This window comes from Armatimonadota bacterium (assembly GCA_035527535.1).
In the GTDB taxonomy this organism is placed as follows: domain Bacteria; phylum Armatimonadota; class Hebobacteria.
The window spans coordinates 1-15,434 of sequence record DATLAK010000077.1 but is presented as its reverse complement, the minus strand read 5'-3'; the positions used below and the strand labels follow the sequence as shown (position 1 = coordinate 15,434).

Here is a 15,434-nt window from a genome sequence, read left to right as displayed (position 1 = left end):
GCCGCCATCATCGTCTCCGAGGCCGGCGCGGTGGCGGACTTCCCCACCGAGCCCAAGTTCGCCACCTACTGCGGGGTGACTCCCATCAAGCGCCAGTCCGGGCTCTCGGCGGGCTCGGCGCACCTGTCGCGCTTCACCAACAAGCGCCTGCTGCGCGCCATCTTTCAAGCGACGGTGGCGGCGGTGCGCCGCGATCCCCTCTCCCGCGCTTACTATGACCGCAAGCGCGCCGGGCGCCACGATCCCCGCGCCAACACCACCGCCTTGCTGGCGCTGGCGCGGCATCGCACGCGGCGGCTGTACAAAGTGCTGTGCCAAGCTGAGCCGCCCTCCGCGCCCGCCGACGGCGCGCTCCGCGAGCATGCGTCGCAACTAACAAAGCTCGCCGCATGAAAAGCAGCGCCCCGGGCTCGGACGAGGCTCTCGCACGCCCTGTGCAAATCCCAAGAAAGATCAAGATAGCTCTTGACTTACCAGAGAATAGGTGTAGAAGCTCATCACCTCGAAGCCATGCTCAGCGGCATAGCGCTCGATGGCCTTGCGCTGGTCGGGGATGGACTGCTCCTGGCGATCGGTGGACCGGCGCAGGTAGCCCACCGCCGGCTTGTACGTCTCGAATGCGTCATCGCTCACTGCTCATCACCTCTCAGGGTCGCCATGGGTGGCGTGACACATTCCTCACTTCCCTGGGCCCCCAAGTCAAGGTCAGAATGCGCCCGCCCGGGCTCACCCCTGACGTTGTCCGGGCTCTGTCGGGCCGCCCGCACCGCCCAAACGGCCACCAGGCGCAGCGCGTCGGCGATTGCCGCGCCCTGGGGCGCCGTGGGCGGCGTGTGGCAGGCCTCCAGCGTGATCGGGAGGGGATCACCTGATCGGCACGATGGGGGCGCTACGGGCGCGTTTTGCGACGCATCTTTGGCCAGCTCGCCCCGGCCATCCTGGTTGCGGCGGGTCATGGCCGTTCTCCCGACGATGCCGACCGGCACAGCGGGGAACCCGCGTCCGGCCGCCGGAGGATGAGCAGATCGCGCACCAGCGACAGCATCCGGTTGTGTTGCTTCGCCCATGCCACTTCTCGTGTGTTAAGGGTCTGACTGGATTGCGGGACGGAGACCTGCCATTCCTGGATGAAACCGATGTCCGCGGCGTCCAGGAGCAGCCGGTGCTGGTGGTTAATGAAGCCATGCTCGGGTGACGCTGACGGCGATATGAGCACGGCCAGCCGTCCGCCCTTCGCCAGGGCGCTCCAGGCGTGGCGCATGACGCGCTTCATCGCCGCGTAGAACTCCTGGAGAGGCAGCGCCGATATGCTCTCGGCGCTGTAGTCCTTGGCCCGCATGTCGAAGTAGGGCGGGTCGATGAAGACCAGGTTCGCGCTGTGCGCCTTCACCGGCCAGGGCTTGCGGGCGTCATGCCGCGCGATCTCGTCGCGTCGCGGGTCCACGTCGAAGGCGGTGCAGCGCCGGTCAAGCGCGGTGCAGGCGTCAATGGTGACGCCACCGCCGGCCATCGGGTCCACCACCAGGTCGCCTGGCGCGGTGAAGTAGTGCACGACGTTGAGCACGATCTGGCCGGGAATGCGGCCCGGATGCTCCTGGCCTAGTCCATCGGCGCACTCCGTGAAGTTCCACACGTCGTACACCCGCAGCCAGTCAGCCTCGGTGCGGGGATTGCGCCGCTTGATCTCGCGCTGCGCCGCCCGCAGGTCAATCCCGCCGTCCACCATCTGCTCGAAGAGTTCCGGGGCTTTCTCCAGCACGGCCTCGGCCTCATAGACCGACCGTTGACCAACCTGGAACTTGTTGGCCGCAATCTGTGCCGCCTCACCAGGCAAGGCTGCGATTTCGCAGTCTTGCTTTGTCCTGTCGCCGCCGTGCTTGACCATGCCAGACTCCTGCGCTTCGCGCTTGAACATGGCCGCCAACGCCGCCCGCTGGCTATAGGTCAGGTAGCGGCGGTGCAGGTTCCGGCTGAGGATATAAGCCTTGGCGGCCACCTGGTCGCCCCGGAACTCGTGGAATCGCAGGCTGCGCGCGTGGCCGCGTTCCTGCAATTCCAGGCAGGCCCGGTAGCGGTGCCGCCCATCGAGGATCATGCCCTCGTATAGCGTGATGGGCTCCAGCAGGCCATGCCGCCCGATGTCCTCGACAAGCTGCTCATATTGCTCCGGCGTCATGTCGGGGATCATGCCGCAGAGTTCGTGAGGTTTCATACTCGACCATGACTTCACGTGCTCACCTCCACCTGGCTGCGCGTAGCAGGCTTCTAGCGTTATGGGGCCAAGCCCCCGTCCCGGGATCGACGCGGGGACTTTGCTGCCGTCTCGAGTCTCTGGTAAGGCGCCTACCCGCAGTTGGCCGTTTGGCGGGCCGCTCAGCCATAGGTTTCCTCCACGTTATCCTGAGCCGCCCGCCACGCCGCCTCATCCCAGATGGGTCGCGGCTTCCGCGCGAGGGCCTCCATCATGCACTGGCAGAACGCGTCGAAGTGAGCCAGCAGCCCGGCGAGGTCAGGATCAGGTACGGGCCTCATACCTCTCCTCTCCCTGCCGCCAGAGGTTGTTCGATCGGCCTTCCCAACAAGGAGAGAACGAACAACCGTCCCGAACAAACCGCGAACAAACGCGGTTGTGCGGTTGTTCGTTTCTCTTAGGGCGAACAAACAAGTTTGACCGAACAAACACCGAACAACGCCCGAACAAACTCACCTCTCGCCACCCCTGTTTTCGGACGTTTCGGGCAGTGCCCACAGGCCCCGCCGCACCCGTTGAATGCACCCCGCCTCATGCAGGTCTTTCAACGCACGGTTGACCTGTGGGCGGCTCTTCACGCCCTCCAATTCGGCGAGAATCTCCCCGGTGGTCAGGGGCGACTGCATCGCCAGCAACTCGAGGACTTCGTTCTTCGCGTTCGGTGCCTCGGCGGGCAGGATGGCCGGGTATCCCTTCGGGTCACTCTCTATGCGTAGGCAGAACGGCGGCGGCGGATCTCCCCACCTAGTTTTCTCGCAGGTGACCCGCAGCAGGCCGTCCTCGCCCACCGCCTGCATGAGCAGCGCGATGTCCGCCCGCGCCGCGAAGTCGCGGCTGTCGGCGAGGGAATCAAGGCCCGCCCGCCCCCCGTCCTTGCGCGTGTGATGAATGGCAAGCAGCGCGAAGCCCATTGTGCGCGCCAAGTCAGCGATGGGGGCCAGCGCGGGGCCGACCTCCTCGGCCAGGTTCAGTTTCACGCCTGGCATCGCGCGGATGAGGGGGTCAACGACCACCATCGCTGGGCCGATGGACTCGCAGAGCGCCCTGAAGCGGGCGAAGGATGCCGAGTCAGTGAGAGCTAACGATTCGCTGACCAGATACAGGGCAGCGTCGCCGACTGGGTGGTGGTGCTCGAACAGCCGCAGACGATGCTGGAACTGCGGGGCGGCCATTTCCAGGTTGAACACGATAGCCGGGCCGCCGGTGGTATTGAAACGCCCCAGGAATGGCTCGCCTCGGGCCACACAGCGCGCAAGCTCAAAACTCAACAAGGACTTGCCGACACCCGGGGGCGAGAACAGGAAACTGATGCCGCCGCCGGCCACAAGCGGTTCACACACCCACAGCGGCGCCGTGATTTCCGCGGTCAGGAAGTCGGCGACCCGCGCGGCGGCGAAGGTATCGCCGGCCTCGGCCAGGTCGTCGAGCGCCGAGCGCAGCGACGCGATGACCTCCAGGCTCCGGCCACCATTCGCACTCTGCTCAAGCGCCCGGTGAGCAAGCGCCTGCACCTGACGCAACCGGGCCTTATCGCGCACGATGTTGGCGTACCGCTCCGCGCTCGCGGCGGTGGGCACGGCATCGAGCAGGTGCGCCAGGTATGCCTGCTCGCCCACCATGTCCAACAGGTCGCGGTCACGCAGGTATGCGCTCACCGTCACAACGTCAACCGTCTCGCCCGCGTCGGTCATGGCGAGCAGCGCGTGATATATCTGCCGGTGGGCCTCCAGATAGAAGTCGGCGGCCACCAGGATAGTTCGCAGGCCCGGTATGACCTGAACCGGCTCCAGGAGCATCGCGCCCAAGGTCGCCTGCTCTGCGGTCTCGTCACGCGGCGCGGCCCCACCTCATGCCCGGCTGCGAGCGCCCGCTCTGGCGCATCCTGGCGCGATTCTCGCGGCCTGTGTGCGGTTGGGGCACTCATGGCTGCTCGCAATCCTCGGTCAGGGTTAAGCGGTCGGAGTTCTTCAGCGCCTCTTCGAGCGCCGCGACGGGAATCCGGTAATTGGGCCGCCGGCCCACGCGAACGGACGGCAGGCGTCCGCAGCGCAGCAGTCGGTATACCGTTCCGCGCCCAAGTCCAAGGCGCGCCGACGCCTCTGCAGGATTCACGGTCAACACTTCAGGTGCTCCCATTGTGCTATCTCCTTTCGCGCCGCGCGGCTTGCTGCCACTGCTTGTGATTTACCTTCGCGTCGCGTATAATCCTTACGAGATACCCTGACGATAGTCTGCCGAAAAGCGCGGGGACGGCATGAGCAAGGTAGAGCCTGGCTTGTGGTCTAGGTGGGGCAGGGCCGAGGCGCAGTCTGCACACAAGTATCACGAGCGCCACTTCAAGGACTGGGGCGAGCGGCGACGGCCTTTGCCGCGACCTCCCGCGGGGCTGGTCGTATTCCCAGTGTCGAGCGGGAGGCTCGAAATCTACGCCGTTGAGGAACAAGTGGCGAACGCTTTGTCAGCCCTTCGCCGCGTCGTCACGCACGCCGGAGCGGGCGGGGGCCTGAAGTGGGCGATGGAGCAATACCACGCCGTCGAGAGGACACAGGGTCAGCAACCAAAGGGTGCTCGCAAACTGGCCGACTTCTGCTCCTCGGCAGCCGAACGCCCGGCTGTGGTGAAGGCGGTTACCGATTTCGTTGAGGGGTACGGGCCGCTCACTCGAGACTTCGGGCGCTGGTGCGCCGACACCGAGTATGGCGGCGTCGCTGCGGGCAGGTCGCTGTATCCAAAGGGATCGCCACTGCCTCTACTCGGAAACGAGCGGTTCCTGTGGCCGCAGCCCTGGCGTAGGTGGGCGACCGAGGTATATGCCAAGGTTACGCGGCTTGGCCGGGCGCGGCCTGTACCGCCGCCCGTGGGCTTCTATGTGTGGGCGGCGCTGATGCTCACTGCCTTGCGCGGGCACCCCAAATGGCGGGGTTCGCGCCTTTTCCTGGCGAACCGCCTGGCCTCTATGAGGCTAGTCTTCGAAGGCTGGCCACCTAAGAAGAATAGCGAGGACAAGGGGCCGATTCCAGTATGGGCGATGGGCGAGCTACTGGACTACCTCGCACTCTCAGCCGCCTTCGGGTGGTCTATGCCCCAGGTGAACTATGTGAGGTGCGGAATGTTAGGCTGCGGCAAAGTATTCGCGACGCCCGACGGGCGGCGACGGTATTGCGACCTATGCCGCGAACGCCCCAGCTTTAAGCACACAATCGCTGCCAAGCATTCTCAGCGATACCGCGATAAGTAGATCCCCAAAGGCCGTACCGCAGCCGCTTCATGCCGTTCGTGGGCTTCGTGTGCTCGAAGAACCGGTCGCCGGGCGAGGCTACCCTGTGCTTGTCGCGCAGGTCGGCGTCGGCCAACGCGCAGTAGCGCCGCGTCATTTCCAGGCTGGAATGTCCGAGCAGCCTTTGCAGGCTGAAGGTGTCGCTCTTGCGAAGGAACATCGTCGCCGCGATGTGCCGGAACCGGTGGGCGCGAACAGGGGCGACTCTAGCGCGGGAGGCGCAACTTCTCCACGCGGAGCATCGGGTTCTCGGCGATCATCTCTTCGCTCACCAGGAAGCGGAAGAAACGTCGACAGCGCCGCTAGGACATAGCCGGCGGCGGCCAGGCCCAGCCCGGACTTACGCCCCGTTGCAGACACCCTTGCCATTCTCGTCATAGAGCACGAGGCCCGGGCCGTCATGCGAGTCCCACCCCACCTTTCCTCTCCTCGCCCTGGTCGGAGAGGGTGCGGAGCGTGAGCGTTGCCGGAACCGGATGACTACGAGATCAACTGGTGGGCGTACCTACGTTTGCAAAAGGGCTCCCGCAGTGGTATAATCTAGGCAGACAACCAAGCCCCTGGCCCTGACTGGGGGAAGAGCCGACGGTCGACAGCCGGCTTCTGAGCTGAGGTAGGGACTGATCATCTCGAACCTCAGCCCAGGGGCCGGCTTGTCTGTTTTTTGGGTGAGGTGAGAGCAATGAGCCAAGTCTCGAGAGCGAGGGCGGGAAGCCAGCCAGGACCGACACCGACTGCATCCGGCATCCCGGTCCACTGCGCCCACGATGAGGTGGTGGACACCATCTCGCTGATCCCCAATCCCCGCAATCCCAACCACCATCCCGACAGCCAGGTCCGGCTGCTGGCCCGGATCATCAAGGAGCAAGGATGGCGAGCGCCGATCACCGTCAGCAACCGCAGCGGCTTCATCGTACGCGGCCACGCGCGCCTGCTGGCGGCGCAGTTGGCGGGCTGGGAGCAGGTGCCGGTTGATCGCCAGAGCTATGCCACCGAAGCCGAGGAGTGGGCCGACCTGATCGCCGACAACCGGTTGGCGGAACTGGCCGAGCGTGACGATGAGGCGCTCTTGCGGATGCTGCGGGACTGCGAGTCGGAGCAGGTACTCAACCTGAGCGGCTACGACGACGAGGCGATGATGGCGCTGCTGGCCAGCGTTAATGCGATGCAGCCGAAAGGCGATGAGCTGGTTGAGGTGGAGCCGCCCGAGCCGCCCGCGCAGCCGGTGACCCAGCCTGGCGATATCTGGCTGCTGGGCCGGGTGGTAGCATGTCCGCGCTGTGGGAGGCTGACCGATGTCTGAGTGCACTTGCCAGCATTGCGGGCATCGGTTCGCGGCCGAGCGGGTGGCGAAGCATCGGGTGGCCTGTGGCGACGCAACCAATCAGCCTGACCTTGCGGCGCTTATTGCCGGCGAGGCCTGCGAACTGCTCGCCTGCGACCCGCCATACAACGTCGCGCTGGACTACGGCGACGAGAGCGACGATAACCGGAGCGCCAAGGCGTACCGCGAGTTCACGCGCCGGTGGTTTGACGCGGCGCGGGCCCTGAGCGAACGCCAGATCGTAACCCCCGGCTGCAATAACCTCGGCATGTGGCTGCGGCTGTACCAGCCCTACCATGTCGCGCCCTGGACGAAAGCCAACGCGATGACCAATGGCAAGGTTTCCCGCTTCTGGTGCTGGGAGCCGATATTGTTCTTCGGCGAAAAGTGGCCGCGCACCCGCGCCAACGACATCTTCGACTTCCCCGCCGGTACCCACAAGGACACCGGCGGCCATCCTTGCCCCAAGCCGGTGCGCATGTGGGCGGACTTGCTGACCCACTACTGTGCTGCGGCGGGGCCGGTGCTCGACTGCTTCCTCGGTTCCGGCACCACGCTCATCGCCGGCGAACAGACCAACCGGCGCGTGCTGGGCATGGACATCTCGCCTGCCTATGTCGATGTCGCCATCCTGCGCTGGAGGAAGCTAACCGACCGCCAGCCGGTCCTGGCCGCGACCGGACAAACCTACCAGGAGGTGCGCGGTGAGCGACTTGGTTGAGTGCACGTGTAGGCATTGCGGCAAGCGATTTCAGGCGGTGCCCATATCACGGCACCGGGTCATGTGTGCGGATTCCACTGACGCGGCCGCAGTGGCAGCGCTAATGGCGGGGGAGAAGGCGAGGCTGCTCGCCTGTGACCCACCATACGGCGTAAGTTATGACGGCAACCAGCACCGCCGAGAAGTCAGTCCGACGCAGCATGGCGGGGGCGTCATCTATGACCCCATCGAGAACGACGACCTCGACGGCGAAGCCTTGGAGCGGTTTCTCGCCGCGGCGTTTGGCGCCGCCGTCGCCCACACCACGGAGGAGGCCGCATGGTATGTCTGGCACGCCAGCCGCACCCGGCCCCATTTCCTCGCCGCCCTCGCGGCGGCGGGGGTCACGATTCATCAGGAGATCGTGTGGGTCAAGGAGGGCTTCCAGTTCGGGCGGGCCGATTACCACTGGCAGCACGAGCCATGTCTGTACGGTTGGCGAGAGCGCCACCGTTTCCTCGGTGAGCGCAACCAGTCGACGGTGTGGCAGATCCCCCGGCACAGCGAGCATGAGCATCCGACGACCAAGCCGGTGGCGCTGTGGGCCATTCCCATGCGCAACCACCTGCAGCCGGGAGAGATCGCGCTGGACCTGTTCCTGGGCAGCGGCACCGCAGTGATCGCGGCGGAGCAAGTCGGCTGTCGCGCCTTCGCGCTGGAACTGAGCCCGGCCTACGTTGATGTCGCCGTGCGCCGCTGGTCTAGACTCACGGACCGAGAGCCGATCCTGGAAGCGACGGGGCAGCCGTTCGGCGAAGTCGCGTCTGCGCGCGGCGTAGCGGTAGCGGAATGAACTGGCGCGCCGGGGGAGCAGGCGTCCGCCGCCGTCTCTTAGCCCTCGCCGTTGCGTTGGACGTAATCCGAAACGGCGACAGGTGAGAGCGCAGTACGTCTGGAGGGATGAAATGACGCCGGAGGCGCATGAATGCCTGAATCCAAGACCAGTATACGGCGGCTGCAGGCGGTTGAGCGCTCCAAGCAGGCGCTGGAACTGCGTAAGGGCGGCGCGTCATTCCCCGAGATCGCCAGGGCGCTGGGCTACGCTGCGCCCGCCGGCGCCTACCAAGCGGTGATGTCAGCGCTGCGCAAGACGCTCAAGGAGCCGGCGGAGGAGGTGCGCACCCTGGAGGCGGCGCGGCTGGACGCGATGCTGCTGGCGCTGTGGGCGCAGGTCAAGCAGGGCAACCAGGGCGCCGTCGACAAGGCGCTCAAGGTGGAGGAGCGTCGCGCCAGACTGCTGGGGCTGGATGCGCCCACCAAGATCGCGCCGACCGACCCCAGTGGGGAGCAAGAATATGCCAGCCTCACCGACGACCAACGACTGGAGCGAATTGAGGAGCTATTTGCGCGGGCCAGAGCGCGCCGAGATCGACAGGCTGCTGAAGCCGATCGTGCGGACGGATCGGCGGGGGATGAGGGCCTGGATCGAGGCGCACCTGTGGATACGGGACAAGCGCCGCCAGCTGATCCCCCTGCACCTGAATGAGTGTCAGGCCGACTACCACGCGCACGCCACGCAGTGGGACGTCATCCTCAAGGCGCGGCAGATCGGGTTCACCACGCTCATCTGCGCCCGCTACTTCGCCGACTGCCTACTGCGGTCCAACACCGTGTCGGTGATCGTGGCGCACGACACGGACAGCAGCGAAAGAATCTTCCGCATCGTGCAGCTCTACTGGGAGCGACTGCCGCCAGCGCTGCAGGCGATGGCGGGCAAGCCGCGCTTCTCCAATCGCCGCGAGTTCTTCTGGCCGCAGATCAACAGCCAGTTCTACGTGGGCACCGCCGGCAGCCTGACCTTCGGGCGGGGCCAGACCATCAACAACCTGCACTGCAGCGAGTTCGCGTTCTGGCCCAAGCCGGAGGAGGCGCTGGTCGCACTCAGCGAGGCGGTGCCGGCGGACGGGTGCATGGTGATCGAGAGCACGGCCAACGGCATGGGCAATTACTTCCACGACCTGTGGCGGGCGGCGATGGAGGGGGACAACCGATTCACCCCGCATTGGTACAGGTGGTTTGACTCCAGCGAGTACGCGGCAGCGCCGACCGCCGCCGAGCAAGCACTGTGGGCTGACCAGATCGCATCGGGAATCGCTGGGGATGGCGGGGCGACGGATGCTGGGGCTGCCCTGACCGCCGAGGAAATGCGCCTCATCCGCGATCACCGGCTGTCGTTCGCCCAGATCAAGTGGCGGCGGGAGAAGATGCGCGACCTGGGTGATCGCTTCAAGCAGGAGTACCCCGAGAATCAGATGGACTGCTTCCTGGCCAGCACGCGCGGGGTATTTGACCCGGAGGCACTGCACCGGGTGGCCGCGCGGATCGCCGCCGAGCCGCCGCCGCAGCGGCTCGATGTCCTGCGCGGCAAGGAGAGTTACCTGCCGGTCGCGCCAGCGACGCTGCTGGTATGGGAGGAGCCGGTGGCGGAGCGGGTCTATGTGATCGGGGCTGATGTGGGAGAGGGAGTCGAGGGCGGGGACGCCTCGGCGGCCTGCGTCATTGACCGCACCAGCGGGGCGCAGGTGGCGGAGCTGCACGGGCGGGTGGCGCCCGACCGATTCGCGCAGCAACTGAACCTCCTGGGCCGGTGGTACAACCGGGCGATGCTGGCGGTGGAGCGCAACAACCACGGGCATTCGACGCTGAACACGCTGCGCAACGTCTGCCGCTACCCGCGGCTCTACTACCACGTGCGCTACGACCAGATGCGCCAGAACGCAGCCATCCTGGGCTGGCCCAGCGACCAGGCGACCAAACCGATCCTGGTGGATGACCTGGCCGCTGCGATCCTGGAGGGGGCGCTGATCATGCGGTCGGCGGGGCTGGTGGATGAATGCAGGTCGTTCGTGACGCACGATGGCGGCTCGCAGGGGGCGCAGCCCGGCAAGCACGATGACCGGGTGATAGCGGCCGGCATCGCCTGGCAGGCGCGCAAGCGGATGGTGGCGCGGCCGATTGCCAAGCGGCCCGAAGGCTGGTGATTGCGGCTCAGCGCCACTGGGATAATCTGGTGGCGGCGATGGCCGTAACCGCGCCGCAGCACCGCTACGCCGGAATCGATTCCCTCACCTGATGACGGCACTGTTCGTCGGCTGCCGCCCGCACCAAGGGCATCTCGTCCCAGGCGCATGGCAGCCGCACGCACGGCCTTGACTTGGGGGCGGCTTCGAGCGAGGTATGTGTCGGTCGGCTTGTCCCCCATAGCCCCTGGCCTGCGTAGCCTCGGCGAAGCGAGCTTGGCGACGGGGGGCGTTGGCGCCGGCACACTGACTCACGGGAGGACGAGAATGGCAAAGCAGACGAAGAAGCAGGCGCTGGAGGAGCGCACCCAGCAGCGGCCTGTCCCGAGCGTAGCCGAGGGGCTGGCGGCGCGCAAGGAGGCGGCGAAGAAGTCCGCAGAGACGCGGCGGGCGAGATTCGAACAGCAGCATCCCGAGGTGGCGGAGAAGAAGGCCGCGCTCAAGAAGCACGAGGCGAAGCTGGTGGCCGAGACGCGCAGGGTGCTGGAGGCCGAAGCAGCAGCCGAAACCCAGGCAGAGCAGCCGAAACCCGCGCCCACGGCGCCCCAGGTGCCGAAAGCCGAGAAGCCGCAGGTCCAGGCCACGGATGGCGGGAAGAAGCGCCCACAGCGCAACGTCGCGCAAGACAAGCCGGCTGCTGATGCTACTCTGCGAAGTAGCGACGCTTCTTCGCTACGAAGCACGAGCCGCGGCGCGATGGCAACCGTGGCGCTGCGGGGGGAGCAAGCCCAGCGCCTCCGCGCCCTGGCCGCCAAGCACGAGATGACCCTGTCCAAGCTGCTGGTGCGGATGATGGAGGTGTTCGAGACCGCCAAGTAGTCGCATCACACTTGCCCGCCTATGGCGGACGAGTCCGCAGTAAGCCCGCCTTAGGCGGGCTTGCACCGGCGGACCGCTTTCCCTACCGAGGGGGAGCGGTTCGCCGGCATATCCGCCACCTGCCGGGCGTGGTTACTGTTCCCACGTCACTTCGACGGTGCGAATCTCATGCGGGTTGTAGGCGGTGACCGTTGCTCTAACAACAGTCTTGCTGCCGGCTGACGAACTCACGCTGAAAGAGGAAACAAAGAGCTTGTATGTGCGGCCCACCCGTTTCCTTGCCTCGATCTTCGCCCGCTCCGCAATTCCTCCCCTCGTGGCTAGGCCAACCGCGCCGGTCATGAGGATCACCAGGAGTGCTCCCACAATGAAGCCTGCTGGCGGCCTCCGCCAAGGACGCACCGGTCCAATCTCCTGTTCGGCGACGGCGGTCACGATTTCGGGCGCCATCAGTCTCCGGTAGACCCATGCCAGAAGAACCAGCGCGCCGGTCACGAAGACTACGCCTCCGGCGGCCTTAAGCGGGTGCAGCTTCAGATAGATCATGACGAAGTCAAGCGGCACCCGTATCATGAGCGGCACGACTATCAGAATGCCGACGAAGCAACTCAGGAAGAAGGCGGCGAAAAACGCCACGACTCTGGCGGCCGTAAGGCTGCCGCGTCGCAAGGCAATGCCGGCGATTACCGCAAAGACGTTGAAGCTGGACGCGTAGCCGGTCCCGGTGGCAATGCAGTAGACCATCACGGCGATATCCAAGACGCCGAATATGATGAGCGCGGTACCTACGGTTCGTAGCGACTTGCGATAGTCGTTCATCTATCCACGGGACCGGTTGCCTCAGGACTACCGTCAAATCAATACTCCGGCAATCCTGCAGGGAATCTCCCATGCAGACCAGCATCCCCACTTCTGCGGTTGGATTCCCCTGTTGGGGGCCGGATTCCTCCTCAGGATGTGTTTACGTTCCCGCTGAGTGGGCTCTCTGCCCAAGCGTCTCAGGCGCGAAGCCGGTTGGCGGGCAACTCTGCCACCTGCCAGCGCAGGTCGGCGATGTCCATGTGCGTGTACCGCTGCGTGGTGGTGACGCTGGAGTGGCCCAGTAGCTCCTGCACCGCGCGCAGGTTGGGCCGGGCGCGGGCGCGGCAGGCCCAGCAGCGCAAAATGGCCTTCGTATATCTCGACGTTCAGGCGCTTCACTCCCTTATCGAACTTCGCATTGGCCGACGGTGCCCACGCCGCGGCCGTCGCCAGCAGCAGCGCCGTCAGCGGCAACAACACTGCCATCAGCGTGCCAACATAATGCCGTCCGAAGCCAGGGCAGGTGCCCGGGCCGCTCTTCCGACGCACGCGCCACGTGACTACAAGGGCGGCAACCAAGAGCAGCGGCAGCCCAACCAGGACCGATTGCAGGGCACGCATGATTAGCTCCACGTGCGGCACGCCTAGAGCTTCGAGCGAAGACGGCCCGAGCGGGTACCCGTAAGGCCAGAGCCGTGCCATCCCCATACCTACTACCTGCGCTCCGCCCAGGCATCCGGCAATCGCCAGCGCCCATTTCCAGCGCGCCCACCTGACAGGCGCCGGCCGTCGTTTGACAGCCGTCAACACCAGCCACGCGAGGCCGCATACGACCAGCAGCGACAGCCATATTCCCGTTGCCGCCACCCACGTCCCGAACAGCCCTGCCTCGGTGAAGAGACCGCTGTGGATCGCCCAAGACTTCACGCTGGAGTTCGAAAGCGTTTGCCGCCAGGCCGCCAGCTCATTGCCGAATGAGGTGACATCGCCAGCTAGATCAGACCGCCCGTGCTCGCGCAGGTAACGCGCGAACTTCGCTTGCCGCGCCTGCGTCAGCGCATGGCGCCTGGCTTCCGTCGCCTCCGCGGTGTCTCCGCGGCGGGGCTTACCGAGCTTTGCGACGATTGCCTGCTGTTCAGCCGGCGTGAGACGATCGCAGGCGGCGATAGTCCAGATCGCTTCCCCGCTTAGGGCTTCGGTTACCGTGTAGGCGCGCGCGATCATCACGCGGCCAAGGTGCATTACCGACTCGCGCAGGAAGATGGCCCGCTTATGGTCACCGCAGTCGCGGGCGATGATGGACATGCCCGTCACAATCCGTGCTAACTCGCGCAGGCGTACGTCCACGTCGAATCGCGGTCCCAACATCGCCAGAACGAGCAGGTTTGCTTGCATCGGAGGCACTGAACGCACGGCGGTCTCATATACCGCGATGTTGGCATCGCGCTGCCCGACGCTCCACTGCCGCTTCTCGAGTCCCTGGCGCAGCAGCGCCACCGCCTCGCGGTCGCGGTGTTCCGACAGTGCGAGATAAGCGAGCAGGTAATCGGGGGCGGCGCTGCCCGGGTCAAGCGAGCGTGCCTTCTGCAGTGCCTCCCGCGCGCGCTGAATGTCCTCGCGCTGGGCCTCGGTCAGCTTTTCTATGTGCGTCCGTTTGAAGGAAGCCGCCGACTCGGGATAGGAGACCGCCAGTTCTTGGCGCCAGACGCGTGGAGTCTTCGCGACCAGAAAGTTGCCCAGCACCAGGTATGGCGCCGGCCAGTCGCGTTTCAACTCGAGCACCCGGTGCAATGCTGCGATGTCCAAGGGGCCGGAGCCGGGCGGATCGCCGGTAGCGACGGCGGCTGCCAACCAGGCCTTGGCGTCATGGGGACGTCGCGCCGCCTGCTGCTTTATCCGCGGGTCGAACGGGATGAGCGTGTCTTTTGCATGCGGCCTCGTGTCTTGCACCATCAGCCGCACCGTCAGCCGCACCAATGGCGTCGCCGCCAGCACCGCCAGCGCCGCCGCGATCACGACTAGCGAGAGGGAGCTGATGGATATGCGCCTGCCCATAGCGCCCCCGTTAACCCGGCATTCCCATGCGAACCGGCTTTGCGTGCCCTGGGGTGAAGGTTTCCCTGGTTCCGACCTGGGTTCCTGCCGCCAGCCGGGTTGCCGCCTTGCGATTTGCCCTACTCGTGGGCGGGTTCAGACGCACAGCCGAGGGTTCTTCGCCAACAACCGCGACGATCAGGCATCAGTGCCGCAACCCGTTCCCTGACAGCTCCGCCACCTGCTGGCGCAGGTCGTCGGCGTCCATGTGCGTGTAGCGCTGGGTGGTGGTTACGCTGGAGTGGCCCAGGAGTTCCTGCACGGCCCGCAGGTTGGGACGGGCGCGCAGGGCGTGGGTGGCGAAGGTGTGGCGCAGCAGATGCGGCCCGCTCCGGTCGGTGATGCCGATGCGCCGCAGATAGCGGTTGACCAGCAAGGCCACTCCGCGCACCGAGAAGCGCTCCCCGCTGCGGTTGAGGAACAGAGCCGGGTTATCGTCTTCGCGGCAGGCGAGGTAGTCCTCCAGCGTCCGGCGCGCATGAGCATTGACCGACACCCAGCGCAGCCGCCGCCCCTTGCCCACCAGTTGCACCTGCCCCCAGCCGTCTTCTGGCAACTGGACATCCGCGCGATTGAGCGAACACAACTCCCCGACCCGCAGGCCGGTGTTGTAGCGAAAGGCCAGCAGGGCCAGGTCGCGCACCCCGCTGGGAGTCTCGACCTGCGGCTCGGCCAGCAGGCTATCCACCTCTTCCACGGTCAGATGCTTGGGTGCCAGGCTCGGCCCGACGCGGATCGAGCGCAGGCTCATGGCGGGGCTGGAGTCCAGCACTCGGTTGTCCACCAGGAAGTTGAAGAACGAGCGCGCGGCGGCGATAGCGTGATTGATGCTGGAGGGCGCGCGCCCGGCCTGCTGCTGGGCGCGGAAATGCTCACGCAAATCGGCTGGGTGAACCCGGTCGAGGCGCGCCGGCAGCGCCGCCAGCAGGGGCTCCAGGTCGCGGCGATAAGAGCGCACCGAGTGCGGCGACCGCCCCTCCAGCGCCAGCGCATCCAGGAACTCGCTCAGCAGCCAGCGACTCGGCCGCCTGGCGCCTCCCTTCTCCCTACCTACCTTCCCTGATCCTACCCTGGTCATCCTACCCTCC

General features: G+C 66.0%; 16 protein-coding genes and 2 pseudogenes. 7 read left to right on the top strand and 11 right to left on the bottom strand.

All coding sequences use genetic code 11. The features are described from left to right. Nucleotides 1-393, top strand: a 393-nt coding sequence (locus VM221_05365) for an IS110 family transposase (GenBank protein HUT74251.1), incomplete at its 5' end; no start/stop codon positions are given. Between the two features lie 60 nt (nucleotides 394-453). Here the strand turns inward: VM221_05365 and VM221_05360 are convergent. The 8 genes and pseudogenes from VM221_05360 to VM221_05325 all read right to left on the bottom strand — a co-directional run bounded on the left by VM221_05360 (nucleotide 454) and on the right by VM221_05325 (nucleotide 5,754). Then, complete coding sequence (locus VM221_05360; protein HUT74250.1) at nucleotides 454-633, bottom strand: recombinase family protein; 180 nt, start codon at nucleotides 631-633, stop codon at nucleotides 454-456. Continuing rightward, nucleotides 630-956, bottom strand: a complete 327-nt coding sequence (locus tag VM221_05355) for a hypothetical protein (protein ID HUT74249.1) — start codon at nucleotides 954-956, stop codon at nucleotides 630-632. Before VM221_05355 ends, VM221_05360 begins: the two co-directional genes overlap by 4 nt. Continuing rightward, a complete protein-coding gene (locus VM221_05350; protein HUT74248.1) occupies nucleotides 953-2,212 on the bottom strand; it encodes a DNA methyltransferase in 1,260 nt (419 codons plus the stop codon). The genes VM221_05355 and VM221_05350 overlap by 4 nt, the downstream gene beginning before the upstream one ends. Nucleotides 2,213-2,373: 161 nt before the next feature. Further along, entirely contained in the window at nucleotides 2,374-2,532 is a 159-nt protein-coding gene (locus VM221_05345) for a hypothetical protein (GenBank protein ID HUT74247.1), read from the bottom strand. Between the two features lie 171 nt (nucleotides 2,533-2,703). Next, nucleotides 2,704-3,762 carry an AAA family ATPase gene (locus VM221_05340; GenBank protein HUT74246.1) on the bottom strand — a complete coding sequence of 353 codons (1,059 nt, stop codon included), beginning with the start codon at nucleotides 3,760-3,762 and terminating at the stop codon, nucleotides 2,704-2,706. A gap of 30 nt (nucleotides 3,763-3,792) precedes the next feature. Next, nucleotides 3,793-4,077, bottom strand: a pseudogene (locus VM221_05335) (DnaB-like helicase N-terminal domain-containing protein). A gap of 94 nt (nucleotides 4,078-4,171) precedes the next feature. Beyond that, nucleotides 4,172-4,387, bottom strand: coding sequence for an excisionase family DNA-binding protein (locus VM221_05330; protein HUT74245.1), 216 nt, complete (start codon nucleotides 4,385-4,387; stop codon nucleotides 4,172-4,174). Nucleotides 4,388-5,439: 1,052 nt separating this feature from the next. Next, nucleotides 5,440-5,754, bottom strand: a pseudogene (locus VM221_05325) (tyrosine-type recombinase/integrase). 549 nt (nucleotides 5,755-6,303) lie between these two features. On the opposite strand from VM221_05325, the gene VM221_05320 reads away from it, so the two are divergent. From VM221_05320 to VM221_05295, 6 genes are all read left to right on the top strand, one after another. Further along, complete coding sequence (locus VM221_05320; protein HUT74244.1) at nucleotides 6,304-6,831, top strand: ParB/Srx family N-terminal domain-containing protein; 528 nt, start codon at nucleotides 6,304-6,306, stop codon at nucleotides 6,829-6,831. Continuing rightward, nucleotides 6,824-7,573, top strand: a complete 750-nt coding sequence (locus tag VM221_05315) for a site-specific DNA-methyltransferase (GenBank protein ID HUT74243.1) — start codon at nucleotides 6,824-6,826, stop codon at nucleotides 7,571-7,573. Before VM221_05320 ends, VM221_05315 begins: the two co-directional genes overlap by 8 nt. A 91-nt stretch (nucleotides 7,574-7,664) precedes the next feature. Then, nucleotides 7,665-8,405 (top strand): DNA methyltransferase, encoded by a 741-nt coding sequence (locus VM221_05310; protein HUT74242.1) that lies wholly within the window; start codon nucleotides 7,665-7,667, stop codon nucleotides 8,403-8,405. Nucleotides 8,406-8,537: 132 nt separating this feature from the next. After that, on the top strand, nucleotides 8,538-9,098 hold the full coding sequence (locus VM221_05305) for a hypothetical protein (protein ID HUT74241.1): 561 nt from the start codon (nucleotides 8,538-8,540) through the stop codon (nucleotides 9,096-9,098). Continuing rightward, a complete protein-coding gene (locus VM221_05300) occupies nucleotides 9,025-10,593 on the top strand; it encodes a hypothetical protein (GenBank protein HUT74240.1) in 1,569 nt (522 codons plus the stop codon). Before VM221_05305 ends, VM221_05300 begins: the two co-directional genes overlap by 74 nt. A 306-nt stretch (nucleotides 10,594-10,899) precedes the next feature. Further along, complete coding sequence (locus tag VM221_05295) at nucleotides 10,900-11,451, top strand: hypothetical protein (protein ID HUT74239.1); 552 nt, start codon at nucleotides 10,900-10,902, stop codon at nucleotides 11,449-11,451. Nucleotides 11,452-11,583: 132 nt separating this feature from the next. On the opposite strand, the gene VM221_05290 is transcribed toward VM221_05295, so the two are convergent. The 3 genes from VM221_05290 to VM221_05280 all read right to left on the bottom strand — a co-directional run. After that, nucleotides 11,584-12,270, bottom strand: a complete 687-nt coding sequence (locus VM221_05290) for a hypothetical protein (protein HUT74238.1) — start codon at nucleotides 12,268-12,270, stop codon at nucleotides 11,584-11,586. Nucleotides 12,271-12,449: 179 nt separating this feature from the next. Then, nucleotides 12,450-12,566, bottom strand: a complete 117-nt coding sequence (locus tag VM221_05285) for a hypothetical protein (GenBank protein HUT74237.1) — start codon at nucleotides 12,564-12,566, stop codon at nucleotides 12,450-12,452. 1,925 nt (nucleotides 12,567-14,491) lie between these two features. Continuing rightward, the coding region (locus tag VM221_05280) for a tyrosine-type recombinase/integrase (GenBank protein HUT74236.1) at nucleotides 14,492-15,434 on the bottom strand (943 nt) is incomplete at its 5' end.

Bases quoted from the DNA above. Each gene is read 5' to 3' on its own strand.
- VM221_05355 (HUT74249.1), bottom strand. From the start codon at position 956: ATGACCCGCCGCAACCAGGATGGCCGGGGCGAGCTGGCCAAAGATGCG.
- VM221_05350 (HUT74248.1), bottom strand. From the start codon at position 2,212: ATGAAACCTCACGAACTCTGCGGCATGATCCCCGACATGACGCCGGAG.
- VM221_05345 (HUT74247.1), bottom strand. From the start codon at position 2,532: ATGAGGCCCGTACCTGATCCTGACCTCGCCGGGCTGCTGGCTCACTTC.
- VM221_05330 (HUT74245.1), bottom strand. From the start codon at position 4,387: ATGGGAGCACCTGAAGTGTTGACCGTGAATCCTGCAGAGGCGTCGGCG.
- VM221_05315 (HUT74243.1), top strand. From the start codon at position 6,824: ATGTCTGAGTGCACTTGCCAGCATTGCGGGCATCGGTTCGCGGCCGAG.
- VM221_05305 (HUT74241.1), top strand. From the start codon at position 8,538: ATGCCTGAATCCAAGACCAGTATACGGCGGCTGCAGGCGGTTGAGCGC.
- VM221_05300 (HUT74240.1), top strand. From the start codon at position 9,025: ATGAGGGCCTGGATCGAGGCGCACCTGTGGATACGGGACAAGCGCCGC.
- VM221_05295 (HUT74239.1), top strand. From the start codon at position 10,900: ATGGCAAAGCAGACGAAGAAGCAGGCGCTGGAGGAGCGCACCCAGCAG.
- VM221_05290 (HUT74238.1), bottom strand. From the start codon at position 12,270: ATGAACGACTATCGCAAGTCGCTACGAACCGTAGGTACCGCGCTCATC.